Raw genomic sequence first — 14996 nt, forward strand, 5'->3', positions numbered from 1 at the left:
CACCCGCGGCGGGTGGCGGAAGAACCCCGCGCAGGCCGCCGCCGCCAGCAGGCCGGCCCGCCGTATCCACCGGTGCCTGCGGCCGGCCAGCGCCACCGCCAGTCCGCCGGCGATGAACGGGCGGCCGGCCGGGTGCACGGGCGGGACGGTCGAGCGCACCAACTCCAACGCGTGCTGGGGGCTGAACGTCGGATCCTCGGCCGTGGGGCCGATAGGGCGGGGGCGTCGTGCCACGCGGCCATCTTACGAAAGGAGCGGCCGGTTGGTTCCCGCCCGCACGGGGAACGCCCACCTTCGACATGGATCCCATCGAGGCGGGGGCGCCGGGGCTGCGGCGCGCCAAGTTCGCCGTCACCGCCGTGTTCATCGCCCACGCCATGGCGTTCTCCTCGTGGGCCGCCCACATCCCCCACGTCAAGGCCGGGCTTGGCCTGTCCGACGCGGCGTTGGGCACGGCCCTGTTCGGGGCGCCGCTCGGGTCGGTGATCGCCACCCTGGCCAGCCACTGGGCGCTGCCGCGCTGGGGCAGCCACCGACTGGTTCCGGTCACGGCCGCCGGCTACGCGCTGGCGGGGACGGGCGTGGGGCTGGCCCGGTCCGGGCCGTGGCTGTTCGCGGCGCTGGCTGTGTGGGGGATGTTCCAGGGCGGGCTGGACGTCGCGATGAACACCCAGGCGGGCACGGTCGAGCGCCGGGCGCGGGCGCCCATCATGGCGCGCTTCCACGGCATGTGGAGCCTGGGCGCGTTGCTGGGCGCGCTGATCGGCGCGGCGTGCGTCGCCGCAGGCGTCGGCCTGACACCGCAGTTGGCGGTGGTCGGACTGGTGATGCTGATCGTCGTGTTGGCGCCGGCGCGCGGGCTGATCCCGGAACCCGCGGCCGCGGCGCCACCCCGGCGGGGGTCCGGACGGGCCCGGATGACCCCGGCCGTCGCGATCCTTGCCGCGGTGGCCTTCGTGTCGTTCCTGTGCGAGGGCGCCGCCACCGACTGGTCGGCCAATTACCTGCGCAACGTCGTCGGCGCCGGGTCCGGTATCGGCGCGTTGAGCTACGCGGCCTACACGCTGACGATGGTCGTCACCCGGCTGGGCGCGCTTCGCCTGCACGCGCGGCTGTCGGCCCGCCGGTTGCTGCCGGCGCTGGCGCTGTTCGCCGCGGCGGGCATGGGCGTGACGCTGGCGACCGCGAATCCCGTTGTCAGCGTTGCCGGTTTCGCGTGCCTGGGGGTCGGCGTGGCGCTGCTGGTGCCGACCGCGTTCAGCGCCGCGTACGGCGCGGGCGGGGCGGGCTCGGCGATTGCGCTCGTCGCCGCGACGGGCTGGCTGGGCTACCTGCTGGGGCCGCCGCTGATCGGCCACCTGGCCGACCGGGTCGGGCTGTCGGCGGCGCTGGTGACGATCCCGGTGCTGATGACGATCGTCGCCGTCGCGATCCGCTGCGCCGCCGCGTTCGACCGGGCCGACGACTTCCATCGGCAGGTGGCCACCCCCGCCGGCTGAGCCTGATTGCCGGCTAGGTGAGGTCCCAGACCTGCAGCTCGGTGCCCTCCGCCACCTCCACCACGTCCTCGGGGATGTCGAGCAGCGCGTTCGCCGACGCCAGCCAGCGCAGGTGATGCGAGGCCGGCGGGCCGTAACTGATCACGGTGCCGGCGTCGCGGTCCAGCACCGCCCGGCGGAACTGCCGCTTGCCGCGCGGCGAGGTCAACGATTCGGTGAGCACGGCGGCCCGGTGCGGCCGGTCCGGGTCGGGCAGGCCCATCGCGCTGCGCAGCGCGGGCCGGATGAACACCTCGAAGGACACCAGCGCGCTGACCGGGTTGCCGGGCAGGGTGACGATCGTCGTGCCGGCCACCCGGCCGATGCCCTGCGGCATGCCCGGCTGCATCGCCACCTTGACGAACTCCACACCCTGGTCGCCCTCGCGGCCGAACGCGTCCTTGACCACCTCGTAGGCGCCGGCGCTGACCCCGCCGCTGGTGATGATCAGGTCGGCCTCGCCGGCATACCGGTCGATGAGCGCGCCGAACTGCGCGACGTCGTCTTCGGCGGTCGCCACGGCGACCACGTCGGCGCCGGCGTCGCGGACGGCCGCCGCCAGCATGATCGAGTTGGACTCGTAGATCTGCCCCGGCCGCAGCGGGCCGCCCGGCGGCACCAGCTCCGAGCCGGTCGATATCACCAGCACCCGCTGGCGCGGCAGCACCGGGAGCCCGGCCAGGCCCAACGCCGCGGCCAGGCCGAGCACGGCGGGCGTCACCACCTGGCCGCGCCGCAGCACCGTGGTGCCGGGCGCGACGTCCTCACCCGCGCGCCGGATGTGCCGGCCGGGCTCGCGCGGCGCGCGGATGGACACGACGTCCACGCCGCCGTCGGTGTCCTCGACCGGCACGACGGCCGTCGCGCCGGCGGGCAGCGGCGCGCCGGTCATGATGCGGTGCGCGGTGCGGGGCCGCAGTGTCAGCTCGTCGGTGCGCCCGGCGGGGATGTCCTCGGCGACCTCGAGCACCACCGGGTGCTCGGGGGAGGCGCCCGAGGTGTCCTCGGCGCGCACCGCGTACCCGTCCATCGCGGAGTTGTCGAAGACCGGCAGCGCCAGCCCGGCGACCACGTCGTCGGCCAGCACCAGCCCCTGGGCCTCGGCCAGCGCGGCGGTGGCCGCCGGCCGGGGACGGATCAGTTCGGATACGACGCGCTGATGTTCTTCGACCGACCGCACCCGCCCATTATCGGCGGCCGGAATCTGCCCGCTGACCCCGGTGACGCCGGGCGGGCCGTCGTAAGGTTGAGAACGTGATTACCGGGCTGGCCCACACCGGGGTGTGCGTCCCGGACTGCGAGGCCGCGGTGGCGTTCTACCGCGACGTGTTGGGCCTGCGTGTGCTCTCGCCGCCCTACGTGATGACCGGTAACGCCATTCGCAACGACATGGGCGAGCTGGTGGCCGACCCCGGCATGAAAGCGGCCGTCGTGGGTTTCGACGGCGACGGCGACCGGGTGCTCGAGGTCATCGAGTACCTGGAGGCCGACGGCGCCGGGGCCGGCCGGGCCCTCACCGACCACGGGCTGTCCCACGTCGGGCTGATCTGTGAGGACCTCGACGCCACCCGGGCGGAGCTGGAGAGCAAGGGGGTGCGCTTCCTGGTCAGCGGGATCGCGGAGGTCGCGCGGGTCCGCACCACCTGGTTCGCCGACCCGTGGGGCGTGGTGTTCATCCTGGTGGAGAAGAGCCGACCGCAGCGACCATACTTCGCGCAATGGGGGTGAAGCCGCGCGTCGGGATCATCGGCGCGGGCGCCGGTGGCATCGCCATGGGCATCCAGCTGGCCGAGGGCGGCTACGACTTCACCATCTTCGACCGGGCCGACGGGTTCGGCGGCACCTGGCGGCACAACACATTCCCGGGTGCGGCCTGCGACGTCCCGTCGCACCTGTACTCGTATTCGTTTGCGCCCAACCCGCGGTGGAGCAAGACCTACGCCAACCAGCCCGAGATCCTGGCGTACCTGGAGAAGGTCGCCGCCGACCACCGGCTGGGGCCGCACCTGCGGGCGAACACCGCGGTCACCACCGTGCGCTGGTCGGACACCGGGCGGCGCTGGACGCTGACCGACGCCGACGGCCGCGAGCACCGGTTCGACGTGGTGGTCAGCGCCGTCGGGATGCTCGACGTGCCCTACGTCCCGGACATACGCGGCGCACATCGATTTCGAGGCCGCCGATTCCATTCGGCGCGCTGGGACCACAGCAAGTCGACGGCCGGGGAGCGGGTGGCGTCCATCGGCACCGGCGCCAGCGCGATCCAGTACGTGCCCGCGATCGCGCAAGAGACCGCGCACCTGACCGTGTTTCAGCGGACCCCGATCTGGATCGCGCCCCGCTTCGACTTCCCGTTCACGCCCGAGCAGCAGGAGCTCTTCGAGCGCGACCCGGCCCTGGCGCGCAAGCTGCGCGACGAGGCCTTCGACGCCTACGAGTCGGCCAGCTTCGACGCCGACGCCGCCCAGACCCGCGAGGCGACCGAGCTGGCCCGCGGTTACCTGATGCGCAAGGTCGCCGACCCCGCGCTGCGCGCCAAGCTGACACCGGACTACCCGGCCGGCTGCAAGCGGCCGCTGATGTCACGCGACTGGTACCCCACGTTCGCGTTGCCCAACGTCAGCCTGGAGACCGCCGCCATCGCCGAGCTGACCGAACGCGGGGTGCGCACGGTCGACGGCGTGGAACACCGGGTGGACACCATCATCTACGGCACCGGGTTCACGGCCACCGACTATCTGGCCAGCATCGACGTGTACGGGACCGGCGGCCGCCGGCTCGCCGACGACTGGAACGACGGCGCCGAGGCGTACCTGGGCACGCTGGTGGCGGGCTACCCCAACTTCTTCACCCTGTACGGCCCCAACACCAACGGGGTCAACTCGATCATCTACATCCACGAGGCGCAGACGACCTTCGTCCGCCACATTCTCGACGCCATGACCGGGCGCGGCGCGCGCACCGTGGAGGTGACGCCCGGCGCGCAGCGCCGCTACAACGACGAGATCCAGGCCGCCATGGCGGGCAAGGTGTGGCTGGCGTGCAGCAACTACTTCCGGCACCCCAGCGGCAAGGTGGTCACCCAATTGCCGTACAGCGGGCGGACTTTCTTCGAGCGCACCCGCGAGCTGGCCGACGCGGATTACCGCTGGGGCGGGTGACCCCCGACCCGCGAGGTGATCCACACCGGCGGGCTCGCTACTGCACCCAGTAGTTGTCGTGGCGGACGAACCACTCCCTGCGTTCGTCGTCGGTCATGTCGGCCAGCGCCGCGAAGCCCTCGAAATAGGCCTCCCGCGGCGCGCCCGGCGCGAAGAGCATCAGGATGGACGCCGGTTCGTCGGCCCCGTTGCGGAAGCCGTGCACCGCGCCGGGCGGCACATAGAGGAAGTCGCCCCGGTGGCCGTCGGCCCACCGGGTGCCGTCGTAGAGCTTCATCGTCCCGGCCAGCACGAAGAAGGCCTCCGACATCGCCCGGTGAAAGTGCGGGCCGGGGCCCCCGCCGGCCGGCGGCAGGTCGACCCGGTACAGGCCGTAGTCGCCGTCGGTGGCCCGCTGGTCGGCCAGGTAGTGGTACTTGACGCCCCCGGTTTCGAAGTCGGGTGGCGCCCCTTCATTTTCGGGGGCGCGCTTGAGCCAGGCGCTGACCTCCGGCTCGTCTGCGGTATAGCGGGGCGGGGGATACGGCGGCACGACGAGGGACATGCTTCCAGTGTGCGGCGATACCATCGCCAGGGTGGGGGCGTCGGCGGCGGAGGAAGAAGTTCGGGTGGACCGGCTGCTGGACGCCCAGGCCAGGGCGGCGCGGCTGTTCGCCGAGATCGAGCGACGCGCCATGATCCGCCCCGGCGTCACCGAGAAGCAGTTGTCCGACGAGATCAACCGGCTCGCCGCGGACCTGCTCGGGGTCACCCGGCACTGGCATCGGCGGATCGTGCGGGCCGGCGAGAACACGCTGCAACCCTTCAGCGAGCGGCCGCCGGACCGGGCGGTGGCCGACGGCGACATCGTCTTCCTGGATCTCGGGCCGATCTTCGCGGAGTGGGAGGCCGACTTCGGGCGAACGTTCGTGCTGAGCGACGACCCGCACAAGACCGCCGTCCGCGATGCCCTGCCCCGGGTGTGGCAGGCCGGGCGCGAGTATTTCGACGGGCACCCGGACGTCACCGGCGCCGAGCTGTACGACTTCGTCGTCGGGGTGGCGCACGCCGAGGGCTTCGCGTTCGCCAGTCCGATCGCCGGGCACCTGGTCGGGGAGTTCCCGCACCGCAAGATCGCCGGCCCCGGCGTCGAGTGGTACATCATGCCGGGATCGCACAAGCCGATGCGGCGCACGGACCCGGCCGGCCGCGCCTGCCACTGGATCCTGGAGGTCCATCTGGCCGACCGGGCCCGCGGCTTCGGCGGGTTCTACGAGCAGCTGCTCGACCTGCCTTAGTGCCGATCCATGGGCTCACCCCACGGGATAGCGGACGCCGGTGAGCTCCTCCGAGACGGTCCACAGCCGCCGCTGCCGGTCGGGGTCGTGGGACTTGGCGCTCGACGAGACGATCTTCGGGTGGCCCCGGGTCTCGGCGAAGCCGTCGGGGCCGTAGTACTGCCCGCCGAGCACGGCCGGATCGGTGGCGGCGCGCAGCGTGGGTAGGGCGCCCATCGCGGCGTCCTGAGCGATCACCGAGAAGAACACGTTGACGAGCGGCCGGAACACCGTCGGCGTGTAGCGGCCCAGCTCGGTGTTCGACCCGCCGGGGTGGGCGGCGGCGGCGATCGTCGTCCCGTGGGGGGCGAGGCGGCGTTGCAGCTCGTAGGTGAACAGCAGGTTGGCGAGCTTAGCTTGCCCGTAGGCCGCAACCCGGTTGTAGGAGCGCTCCCACTGCAGGTCGTCGAAGTGGATGTCGGCGAGGATGCGGTGGCCCATGCTGCTCACCGTCACGACCCGCGAGCCGGGGACCGGCAGCAGCCGCTCCAGCAGCAGGCCGGTGAGCGCGAAGTGGCCCAGGTGGTTGGTGCCGAACTGCAGCTCGAAGCCGTCCTTGGTGGTTTCCTTCGGCGTGTACATGACGCCGGCGTTGTTGATCAGCAGGTCGATGTGGTCATAGTCGGACTTGAGCCGTTCGGCCGCCGTGCGGACGGAGTCCAGGGATGTCAGGTCGAGCTCCTGCAGCGCCACGTCGGCGCCGGGGCTCTTGGCGGCGATCCGGGCGGCGGCATCCTTGCCCTTGTCCAGGTTGCGTACGGCCAGGACGACGCGGGCGCCGTGGTCGGCCAGCGCGGCCGCGGTCTCGTAGCCGAGGCCGGTGTTGGCCCCGGTGATGACGGCGACCCTCCCGGTCTGGTCGGGGATGTCCGCGACGGTCCAGTTGCCCATGGGTTTCTCCTCTAACGTCTAGACTAAACGGGGCGAGCGCTCCGGTTGACTGGAACTATACGGAACGCGCGCCCCGTTTTGTCAACCTGGATGGTGAACACATGACGCAACCCGCACGGCCGTTGCGGGCCGACGCGGCGCGCAACCGGGCGCGCGTGCTGGACGTCGCCTACGCGACCTTCGCCGCGGAGGGCCTGTCGGTGCCGATCGACGAGGTCGCCCGCCGCGCGGGCGTCGGCGCCGGCACCGTCTACCGGCACTTCCCGACCAAGGAGGCGCTGTTCACGGCGGTGATCGAGAACCGCATGCAGCGGCTCGTCGACGACGGCCACGCCCTGCTGGAAACCGAGGGCCCCGGCGAGGCGCTCTTCGCCTTCCTGCGCTCGATGGTGCTGCAGTGGGGGGCCGCGGACCGCGGCCTCGTCGACGCCCTGGCCGGGTACGGCATCGACATCGAATGCGCCGCGCCCGAGGCCGAAGACGCCTTCAAGGCCATGCTGGGCGAGCTGCTGCGCGCCGCCCAGCGGGCGGGCACCGCACGGCGCGACGTCGACATGCGGGACGTGAAGGCGATCCTCGTCGGCTGCCAGGCGATGCAGGCCTACGACTCGGGGCTGGCCGAGCGGGCGACCGACGTCGTCATCGACGGTTTACGCCCGCCGCGATAGGCGCGAACTGTTCTTGCACTCGGCATAGGCGAGTGCTAAGAATGACGTTGGCACTCGCGACTAGCGAGTGCTAGGTCGGGACGGTGAGACCAGCAGACACCTGGGGTCGTCCGTCGCGGGCACTGCACCCGGCCAGCGTAAGTAATGGGGTGGCCACCCGTGGCCACCCGGTGTCATTCCCGATCCGGAGGAATCACTTCGCAATGGCCAAGACAATTGCGTACGACGAAGAGGCCCGTCGCGGCCTCGAGCGGGGGCTCAACGCCCTCGCCGACGCGGTAAAGGTGACGCTGGGCCCCAAGGGTCGCAACGTCGTCCTGGAGAAGAAGTGGGGTGCCCCCACGATCACCAACGATGGTGTGTCCATCGCCAAGGAGATCGAGCTGGAGGACCCGTACGAGAAGATCGGCGCCGAGCTGGTCAAGGAAGTCGCCAAGAAGACCGACGACGTCGCCGGTGACGGCACGACGACGGCCACGGTGCTGGCCCAGGCGCTGGTGAAAGAGGGTCTGCGGAACGTCGCGGCCGGCGCCAACCCGCTGAGCCTCAAGCGCGGCATCGAGAAGGCCGTCGAGAAGGTCACCGAGACGCTGCTCAAGCAGGCCAAGGAGGTCGAGACCAAGGAGCAGATCGCTGCCACCGCGGCCATCTCGGCCGGTGACCAGTCGATCGGTGACCTGATCGCCGAGGCGATGGACAAGGTCGGCAACGAGGGCGTCATCACCGTCGAGGAGTCCAACACCTTCGGCCTGCAGCTCGAGCTCACCGAGGGCATGCGGTTCGACAAGGGCTACATCTCGGGCTACTTCGTCACCGACGCCGAGCGGCAGGAAGCGGTCCTCGAGGACCCCTACATCCTGCTGGTCAGCTCCAAGGTGTCGACGGTCAAGGACCTCCTCCCGCTGCTGGAGAAGGTCATCCAGGCCGGCAAGCCGCTGCTGATCATCGCCGAGGACGTCGAGGGCGAGGCGCTTTCCACCCTGGTCGTCAACAAGATCCGCGGCACCTTCAAGTCGGTGGCGGTCAAGGCCCCCGGCTTCGGTGACCGCCGCAAGGCGATGCTGCAGGACATGGCGATCCTCACCGGTGGTCAGGTGATCAGCGAGGAGGTCGGCCTGTCCCTGGAGAGCGCCGACGTCGCGCTGCTCGGCAAGGCCCGCAAGGTCGTCGTCACCAAGGACGAGACCACCATCGTCGAGGGCGCCGGTGACACCGACGCCATCGCCGGTCGCGTGGCCCAGATCCGCCAGGAGATCGAGAACAGCGACTCCGACTACGACCGCGAGAAGCTGCAGGAGCGCCTGGCCAAGCTGGCCGGCGGTGTTGCGGTGATCAAGGCCGGCGCCGCCACCGAGGTGGAGCTCAAGGAGCGCAAGCACCGCATCGAGGACGCGGTCCGCAACGCCAAGGCGGCCGTCGAGGAGGGCATCGTCGCCGGCGGTGGCGTGGCCCTGCTGCACGCGTCCCCGGCCCTGGACGAGCTCAAGCTCGACGGCGACGAGGCGACCGGCGTCAACATCGTGCGCGTCGCGCTGTCGGCACCGCTGAAGCAGATCGCCTTCAACTCCGGGCTGGAGCCCGGCGTGGTCGCCGAGAAGGTCAGCAACTCGCCCGCCGGGACCGGCCTGAACGCCGCCACCGGTGAGTACGAGGACCTGCTCAAGGCCGGCGTCGCCGACCCGGTCAAGGTGACCCGCTCGGCGCTGCAGAACGCGGCGTCCATCGCCGGGCTGTTCCTGACGACCGAGGCCGTCGTCGCCGACAAGCCGGAGAAGGCGGCCGCTCCCGCGGGCGACCCGACCGGCGGCATGGGCGGCATGGACTTCTAAGTCCAGGAGCGGAAAAGTCCGAAGCATTGGAAAAGTCCGAAGCACGAAAAAGCCCGGCTCCCTCTCGGGGCCGGGCTTTTTCGTGCGCCCGGGGGCCCTGTCCTCGCCGAGCGTCACGCCAGCGTGGCCCTCGACGCCGGCCGTCACGCCAGCGTGACGCTCGGCGACGGGTGACACTCGGCGACGGGTGACACTCGGCGGCCGGCGTGACGCTGGGCGGCGCGTGACACTCGGCGCCCGGTAGGTTCGACGGCGTGGCCCTTCCCACCCCCTCACCCGCCGCCACCGCCGTCGTGACCGGCGCATCGTCGGGCATCGGCGCCGACATCGCGCGCGAACTGGCCGCTCGGGGCCACGGCGTCACGCTCGTCGCCCGCCGCGAAGACCGGCTGCGCGAGCTGGCCGACGAACTGGCGCAAGGCGTGCGCGTCGAGGTGATCGCCTGCGACGTCGCGGACGCGACGGCCCGCGCCGGCCTGCTGGACGAGGTGGAACGCCGCGGGCTGACCACTGACATCCTGGTGAACAACGCCGGCGTCGGCACCATCGGATCGGTGACGACGACGCGTGTCGCCGACGAGATCGCCCAGGTGCGGGTCAATGTCGAGGCGGTCATCGACCTGACCACCCGCGCGGTCCAGCAGATGGTGCCGCGGGGGCGCGGCGCCATCCTCAACGTCGGATCCACGGCCGGCTACCACCCGTTCCCGGGCCAGGCCGGCTACGCCGCCGCCAAGGCGTTCGTGAAGACCTACACCGAGGGCGTACGGGGCGAACTGGCCGACACCGGCGTCACCGTCGCGCTGCTGTGCCCGGGGCCGGTGCGCACCGAGTTCCTGAAGAACGCGGGGATGGACGAGCGCAAGTTCGCCGACGCCTTCCCGAAGTTCATGTGGATGCCGTCGCGGGAGGTGGCGCGCGCCGGGGTCGACGCCCTCGAGCACGACCGCGGCACCGTGATCGCCGGGCTGCCGAGCCAACTGTCCACCCGGCTGTTCCAGTTCATGCCGCGACGGCTGCTGCTGCCGCTGCTGAAGAGCCAGCACCCGGGCCTGAAACGGGACCGGTCAGCCAGCTAGCGGCGATCGCGAGCGCGCCGGAGCCGGGGGAAGCGGGTCGCCGCCATCGGCCTCGGGCCAGGGCCGCATCCAGCCCTCCACCGGGAGCGCGAGCGCGTTGCACAGCGTGGAGATGGTGCGATACCAGCCGACGGCCGTGAGCAATTCGATCCGCTGCTCGTCGGTGAGGAAGCCCCCGAGCGCCACCCAGGTCGGCTCCGACCACGAGCCGGTGCGCTCGCACTCGTCCACCGCCGCGATCAGCGACCGCTCCGCCGGGCTCCACCGCGGGTCGTCGGGGCCGCCGGTCACCAGCGCGTCGCACTCGTCGTCGCTGACGCCGGCGATCGGTCCCCAGAACGCCGCCTGCCCGCCCCACTCGTACGCGCAGCCGACCAGCGCGCAGGTGCGCAGGATCGCGATCGTCCGCGTCCGGGCCGGCAAAAGGGCTGCGACATAAAGGGATTCGCCGAGCTTGCGCAGCCGGGTGGCCAGCGCCGGATGGCGCTGCAGGCAGCGCACCAGCAGCAGCGGCTCATAGGCGCGGTCCGGATGGCCCCAGCTGTTGATGCCCGCGGCGTCTTCCTCGCTCCACGGCGGGGCGAGCGGGGCGACGCGGCTCACCGGGAGAACACCACGCAGTCGTGCAGGCAGCCCTTGGCCGCGCCGGGGGAGTCGGGGTCGGCCTCGCGATGCAACAGCGCGCGGGTGGGCACCACGCCCAGGCGGACGGCGTCTCCCGCTCGGTTATCCGGGGCCACCTCGGCCGTGCCGTCGACGATCAGCGAATAGCCGCCGGGCTCGGTCGGGGGCCACAGCAGGGTGACGTCGCGGCGCCGGGCCAGGTTCTGCCGGGTGCGGCCGCCGATCAGGCCGATGTCGAGGGTCGCCTCGCGCAGCCGCGGCTCGACCGTCACGGTGTGCGCGCGATAGTCGTCGTCGACGGTGATCAGGTACGCGTACGGATAGTTGGGCAGGGCGGCGGCGAGCCGCTCGATGTCCACCTGCTTCTTGGTGCGCATGACGCTCCAGGATAGGCGCGGGCCGGGGCGTTACAGCGTGCGCGGAACCCGCGCCGCCGGCAGGCCGAACGTCAGCTGACCGCTGCTGCTGAAGTGGAAGCCGAGGTTCTGCAGAACCTGCTGCCAGGGCGCCAGCTTCTCCACGGCCGCCGACGCGTCGGCGTGGTAGCCGTACATCGCCTCCACGTCCGACGCCCACATCTGGTCGTAGGCGGCCTCGATGTCGGCGATCGCGGGGGTGTTCTGGGCCAGCCAGTTGTTGCTCGACAACGCGTGCGCCAGCGCACGGTTGGCCGCCACCACCGCCGGCTGGACCGTGGCCGCCAGCGCCCCCTCGAACGCGGCCGCGACCGCCGAGGCCTGGCTGGACACGGCCTGGGCCTGGGCCGCCGCCGCGCTCAGCCAGCTCACGTAGTGCGTGGCGAGGGCCATCATCGCCGCCGAGGATGGCCCCTGCCAGGATCCGTTGGCGAGATTTGACGTCACCGAAGAAAACGACGATGCTGACGATGCCAGGTCCTCGGCCAGCCCGTCCCACGCTTCCGCGGCAGCAAGCAGCGGCCCGGCTCCGGGACCCGAAAAGATTCGTGCCGAGTTGACTTCTGGCGGCAACCACGCAAAATGCGGGCTCGTCACGGGCTTAACTTACCCGGGATTCGGCGGCTTTGGTGGCGTTATTGCGCGGGTACCGGCCGGGGTTGCCGGCCGCGGACCAACTTGCCCGGGCGCGCGTCGGTGGGCACGCCGTTCTCCGCGATCACCTCGCCGGCCACGATCGTCGCGACGTACCCGTCGGCGGTCTGATCCAGGCGCCGGCCCCCGGCCGGCAGGTCGTAGGCGATCACCGGTTTGTGCAGCCGCAACGCCGCGTGGTCGATGACGTTGAGGTCGGCCTTGTACCCGGCCGCGATGCGCCCGCGGTCGCCCAGCCCTGCGACGCGGGCCGGCACCGACGTCAGCTCGCGGACGGCCGCCGGCACGGTGAACCGCCCCGACTTGCGGTCGCGCGCCCAGTGCGCCAGGAAGTAGGTCGAGTAGCTGGCGTCGCAGATCATCCCGTAGTGCGCGCCCCCGTCGCCGAGGCCCAGCACCACGTCGTCGCGGTGCAGCAATTCCCCGACGGTGTCCAGCGAGTTGTCCTGCAGGTTGCTGGTCGCCACCAACAGCATGGCGCGGCCGTCGTCGTCGAGCAGCCGGTCGTAGGCCTCCTCCATCGGGTCCACGCCGCGGGCCCGGGCCCGGGCCCCGATGCTGGTCGCCGGGTCGGGCTCGTAGTCCGGGGTGTCGCCCAGCGGAAAGATCCAGTCCCACATCTGCGCCACGTACAGGATCGGATGGCCGGCGCCGGGCTTGTCGGCCAGGATGCGCGCGCGCACCTCGGGCTTGCGCATCTCGGCGACCCGCTCGGCCAGCGGCAGGTGCGCGATCTCCCGGTAGCTGGGGTAGAGCACGAACGGGTTGGCGGTCAGCTGCAGCCCGATGATCAACCCGATCGGGCGCGGCAGCAGCTGCGCGGTGATCTGGGGGTCGGCCGCGCCGGCCCGGGAATTCGCCTTCTCGATCATCGTGATGGCGTCCGGCCAGGTGGGATCGCCGGCGTTCGCGACGACCAACGTGAACGTCAGCGGCAGGCCGACCTCCTCGGCCACGTCGAACACCGTCTGCAACACCGGCTCGTAGCCGCCGGCCGGGATGTCCGGCACGAACTGCAGCAGCCCGCCGCCGCCGTCGACGACACCGCGGGCGATCTCCTCGATCTCTTCGCGGGCGGCGTCGTAGCTCGGGATGGGCGAACCGCTCTCGGTCTTGTGGATGGTCAGCCGCGACGACGCGAAGCCCAGCGCCCCCACCTCGACCGCCTCCTTGGCCAGCGCCCGCATCTTGGCCAGGTCCTCGGCGGTCGCCGGTTCGCGGTCGGCGCCGCGCTGGCCCATCACGTAGACCCGCAGCGGGGAGTGCGGCAGGTAGGCGGCGACGTCGATGTCCCGCCGGCCGGCCTCCAGCGCGTCCAGGTACTCGGGGAACGTCTCCCACGTCCAGGGCAGGCCGTCGGTCATGACGACGCCGGGGATGTCCTCGACCCCGGCCATCACGTCGACGAGCACGTCGTGGTCTTCCTGGCGGCACGGCGCGAAGCCGACGCCGCAGTTGCCCATCACCACCGTGGTCACCCCGTGCGCCGACGAGGGCGTCAGGCGTTCCGACCAGATGGACTGGCCGTCGTAGTGGGTGTGCAGGTCGACGAAGCCCGGCGTGACCAGCAGCCCGGTGGCGTCGATCTCCCGCCCGGCGGCCTCCCCGTTGACGTGACCCACCGCCGCGATGACGCCGCCCGCCACCGCGACGTCGCCGACATACGGCTCACCCCCCAGCCCGTCGACGATCGTGCCGTTCCGGATGATCAGGTCGTAAGTCATCCAAACAATCTACGACCGTGCCGGCGGGTCGTGCCAGGCTCTAGTGTCGCTGGTATGGCCAACGACTCCAGCCCCGACGCCGCCGTCCAGGAACTGCTCCGCGACGCCTTCACCCGGTTGATCGAACACGTCGACGAGATCGCCGACGGCCTGACCGACGCGGTCGCCGATTATCGCGTGACCCCGGACGCCAACAGCATCGCGTGGCTGCTATGGCACAGCGCGCGGGTGCAGGACATCCAGCTGGCCGACGTGGCCGGCGTCGAGCAGGTGTGGTTGCGCGACGGCTGGGTGGACCGCTTCGCACTGGACCTGCCGCGCAACGACACCGGCTACGGGCACGGCCCCGAGCAGGTCGCGAAGGTCAAGGCGCCCGCGGACCTGCTGTCCGGTTACTACCACGCGGTGCACAAGCTGACCCTGGAGTACGTCGCCGGCGTGACCGCCGCCGAGCTGGAGCGGGTGGTCGACACCAACTGGGACCCGCCGGTGACGGCCAGCGCGCGGCTGGTGAGCATCATCGACGACTGCGCCCAGCACCTCGGGCAGGCCGCCTACGTGCGCGGAATCGCGCCCTAGGTTCTCCCGCCGTGCGATTCGCGGCCGCGGTCCTGCGGGCTGTGCTGTGGCTGGCCACGACCGTCGCGCTGGCCGTGGCGATCCCGGCGGCCTGGCTGCAGTGCAACGTCGTCAGCGAGGGCGGCTACGCCGCGCTCGCCCAGCGCGCCGCGGCCGACCCGGCGCTGCAGTCCGCCGCCGCGGACGAGCTGACCAACCGCGCGGCGGCCCTCGTCGCGGCCCGCAACGGCGGGCGACAGCCGGTCGACAGCGCGGAGCTGCACGGGGCGGCGGCCGCATTCACGGCCGGGCCGGCCTTTCCGGCGTCGTTCGCCGAGGCGAACCGCGCCGCGCACCGCTGGTTGTTCACCGGCGACGCGGCCGGCGGGTCGTGGGCGGTCGACGTGGCGCCGATGCTCAGGGAGGCCTCGATGCAGCCGATACTGCGCAGCCACAACGTGAAAGTCCCTCCGGCGCTGACTGTTCCGCTGACGGCATCGGCGCCCAAAACGCTGCGGCCGGGCCGGCTCAGCCCGCT

At 71.8% G+C, this 14996-nt stretch carries 15 protein-coding genes and 2 pseudogenes; 9 read left to right on the plus strand and 8 right to left on the minus strand.

From position 1 onward, the window contains the following. Nucleotides 1-234: pseudogene (locus HMPREF0591_RS06095) on the minus strand (phosphatidylserine decarboxylase family protein); the annotation flags it as partial. A gap of 65 nt (nucleotides 235-299) precedes the next feature. On the opposite strand from HMPREF0591_RS06095, the gene HMPREF0591_RS06100 reads away from it, so the two are divergent. Further along, complete coding sequence (locus HMPREF0591_RS06100) at nucleotides 300-1499, plus strand: MFS transporter (protein ID WP_007167572.1); 1200 nt, start codon at nucleotides 300-302, stop codon at nucleotides 1497-1499. 13 nt (nucleotides 1500-1512) lie between these two features. Here the strand turns inward: HMPREF0591_RS06100 and moeA are convergent, their stop codons facing one another. After that, nucleotides 1513-2718: a molybdopterin molybdotransferase MoeA gene (gene moeA / locus HMPREF0591_RS06105; RefSeq protein ID WP_007167573.1), complete on the minus strand. Its 1206-nt coding sequence runs from the start codon at nucleotides 2716-2718 to the stop codon at nucleotides 1513-1515. A 74-nt stretch (nucleotides 2719-2792) separates the two neighbouring features. Here moeA and HMPREF0591_RS06110 point away from each other — a divergent pair, with 74 nt between their 5' ends. Beyond that, nucleotides 2793-3266: a VOC family protein gene (locus tag HMPREF0591_RS06110; RefSeq protein WP_007167574.1), complete on the plus strand. Its 474-nt coding sequence runs from the start codon at nucleotides 2793-2795 to the stop codon at nucleotides 3264-3266. Then, nucleotides 3257-4699, plus strand: coding sequence for a flavin-containing monooxygenase (locus HMPREF0591_RS06115; protein WP_007167575.1), 1443 nt, complete (start codon nucleotides 3257-3259; stop codon nucleotides 4697-4699). The genes HMPREF0591_RS06110 and HMPREF0591_RS06115 overlap by 10 nt, the downstream gene beginning before the upstream one ends. Before the next feature lie 37 nt (nucleotides 4700-4736). On the opposite strand, the gene HMPREF0591_RS06120 is transcribed toward HMPREF0591_RS06115, so the two are convergent. After that, nucleotides 4737-5243, minus strand: coding sequence for a cupin domain-containing protein (locus tag HMPREF0591_RS06120; RefSeq protein WP_007167576.1), 507 nt, complete (start codon nucleotides 5241-5243; stop codon nucleotides 4737-4739). Here HMPREF0591_RS06120 and HMPREF0591_RS06125 point away from each other — a divergent pair. Continuing rightward, nucleotides 5242-5976: a M24 family metallopeptidase gene (locus HMPREF0591_RS06125; protein ID WP_007167577.1), complete on the plus strand. Its 735-nt coding sequence runs from the start codon at nucleotides 5242-5244 to the stop codon at nucleotides 5974-5976. The two genes, HMPREF0591_RS06120 and HMPREF0591_RS06125, sit on opposite strands and share 2 nt — an antisense overlap. 15 nt (nucleotides 5977-5991) lie before the next feature. Here HMPREF0591_RS06125 and HMPREF0591_RS06130 read toward each other — a convergent pair whose 3' ends face one another. After that, the gene (locus HMPREF0591_RS06130; RefSeq protein ID WP_007167578.1) at nucleotides 5992-6906 is read right to left on the minus strand and encodes an SDR family NAD(P)-dependent oxidoreductase; all 915 of its coding nucleotides are present in this window, start codon (nucleotides 6904-6906) and stop codon (nucleotides 5992-5994) included. Nucleotides 6907-7007: 101 nt separating this feature from the next. Here HMPREF0591_RS06130 and HMPREF0591_RS06135 point away from each other — a divergent pair, with 101 nt between their 5' ends. The 3 genes from HMPREF0591_RS06135 (at nucleotide 7008) to HMPREF0591_RS06145 (ending at nucleotide 10482) form a co-directional block, all read left to right on the plus strand. After that, nucleotides 7008-7574 (plus strand): TetR/AcrR family transcriptional regulator, encoded by a 567-nt coding sequence (locus HMPREF0591_RS06135; protein WP_007167579.1) that lies wholly within the window; start codon nucleotides 7008-7010, stop codon nucleotides 7572-7574. A 203-nt stretch (nucleotides 7575-7777) separates the two neighbouring features. Continuing rightward, nucleotides 7778-9403, plus strand: a complete 1626-nt coding sequence (groL, locus tag HMPREF0591_RS06140) for a chaperonin GroEL (protein WP_007167580.1) — start codon at nucleotides 7778-7780, stop codon at nucleotides 9401-9403. Nucleotides 9404-9657: 254 nt separating this feature from the next. After that, nucleotides 9658-10482, plus strand: a complete 825-nt coding sequence (locus HMPREF0591_RS06145; RefSeq protein ID WP_007167581.1) for an SDR family NAD(P)-dependent oxidoreductase — start codon at nucleotides 9658-9660, stop codon at nucleotides 10480-10482. Here the strand turns inward: HMPREF0591_RS06145 and HMPREF0591_RS06150 are convergent. Genes HMPREF0591_RS06150 through HMPREF0591_RS06165 form a run of 4 tightly spaced genes read right to left on the minus strand, consistent with a single transcriptional unit; the run spans nucleotide 10471 to nucleotide 13900 of the window. Beyond that, complete coding sequence (locus HMPREF0591_RS06150; RefSeq protein ID WP_007167582.1) at nucleotides 10471-11085, minus strand: carboxymuconolactone decarboxylase family protein; 615 nt, start codon at nucleotides 11083-11085, stop codon at nucleotides 10471-10473. The two genes, HMPREF0591_RS06145 and HMPREF0591_RS06150, sit on opposite strands and share 12 nt — an antisense overlap. Continuing rightward, nucleotides 11082-11483 carry a hypothetical protein gene (locus HMPREF0591_RS06155; RefSeq protein WP_007167583.1) on the minus strand — a complete coding sequence of 134 codons (402 nt, stop codon included), beginning with the start codon at nucleotides 11481-11483 and terminating at the stop codon, nucleotides 11082-11084. The genes HMPREF0591_RS06150 and HMPREF0591_RS06155 overlap by 4 nt, the downstream gene beginning before the upstream one ends. Nucleotides 11484-11513: 30 nt before the next feature. Further along, a complete protein-coding gene (locus tag HMPREF0591_RS30260) occupies nucleotides 11514-12119 on the minus strand; it encodes a PPE family protein (RefSeq protein ID WP_007167584.1) in 606 nt (201 codons plus the stop codon). Between the two features lie 38 nt (nucleotides 12120-12157). Next, nucleotides 12158-13900 carry an N-acyl-D-amino-acid deacylase family protein gene (locus tag HMPREF0591_RS06165; protein WP_007167585.1) on the minus strand — a complete coding sequence of 581 codons (1743 nt, stop codon included), beginning with the start codon at nucleotides 13898-13900 and terminating at the stop codon, nucleotides 12158-12160. 54 nt (nucleotides 13901-13954) lie between these two features. On the opposite strand from HMPREF0591_RS06165, the gene HMPREF0591_RS06170 reads away from it, so the two are divergent. Beyond that, nucleotides 13955-14479, plus strand: coding sequence for a mycothiol transferase (locus HMPREF0591_RS06170; RefSeq protein WP_007167586.1), 525 nt, complete (start codon nucleotides 13955-13957; stop codon nucleotides 14477-14479). Between the two features lie 11 nt (nucleotides 14480-14490). Further along, nucleotides 14491-14996, plus strand: a pseudogene (locus HMPREF0591_RS32980) (hypothetical protein); the annotation flags it as partial.

Origin of the sequence: Mycobacterium parascrofulaceum ATCC BAA-614 (assembly GCF_000164135.1) — a bacterium.
Classification (GTDB): Bacteria; Actinomycetota; Actinomycetes; order Mycobacteriales; family Mycobacteriaceae; genus Mycobacterium; species Mycobacterium parascrofulaceum.

What these genes read in the sequence shown, in the direction of transcription:
- HMPREF0591_RS06100 (WP_007167572.1), top strand. Translation starts at nt 300, where the DNA reads ATGGATCCCATCGAGGCGGGGGCGCCGGGGCTGCGGCGCGCCAAGTTC.
- HMPREF0591_RS06115 (WP_007167575.1), top strand. Translation starts at nt 3,257, where the DNA reads ATGGGGGTGAAGCCGCGCGTCGGGATCATCGGCGCGGGCGCCGGTGGC.
- HMPREF0591_RS06125 (WP_007167577.1), top strand. Translation starts at nt 5,242, where the DNA reads ATGCTTCCAGTGTGCGGCGATACCATCGCCAGGGTGGGGGCGTCGGCG.
- HMPREF0591_RS06120 (WP_007167576.1), bottom strand. Translation starts at nt 5,243, where the DNA reads ATGTCCCTCGTCGTGCCGCCGTATCCCCCGCCCCGCTATACCGCAGAC.
- HMPREF0591_RS06130 (WP_007167578.1), bottom strand. Translation starts at nt 6,906, where the DNA reads ATGGGCAACTGGACCGTCGCGGACATCCCCGACCAGACCGGGAGGGTC.
- HMPREF0591_RS06135 (WP_007167579.1), top strand. Translation starts at nt 7,008, where the DNA reads ATGACGCAACCCGCACGGCCGTTGCGGGCCGACGCGGCGCGCAACCGG.
- groL (WP_007167580.1), top strand. Translation starts at nt 7,778, where the DNA reads ATGGCCAAGACAATTGCGTACGACGAAGAGGCCCGTCGCGGCCTCGAG.
- HMPREF0591_RS06155 (WP_007167583.1), bottom strand. Translation starts at nt 11,483, where the DNA reads ATGCGCACCAAGAAGCAGGTGGACATCGAGCGGCTCGCCGCCGCCCTG.
- HMPREF0591_RS06165 (WP_007167585.1), bottom strand. Translation starts at nt 13,900, where the DNA reads ATGACTTACGACCTGATCATCCGGAACGGCACGATCGTCGACGGGCTG.
- HMPREF0591_RS06170 (WP_007167586.1), top strand. Translation starts at nt 13,955, where the DNA reads ATGGCCAACGACTCCAGCCCCGACGCCGCCGTCCAGGAACTGCTCCGC.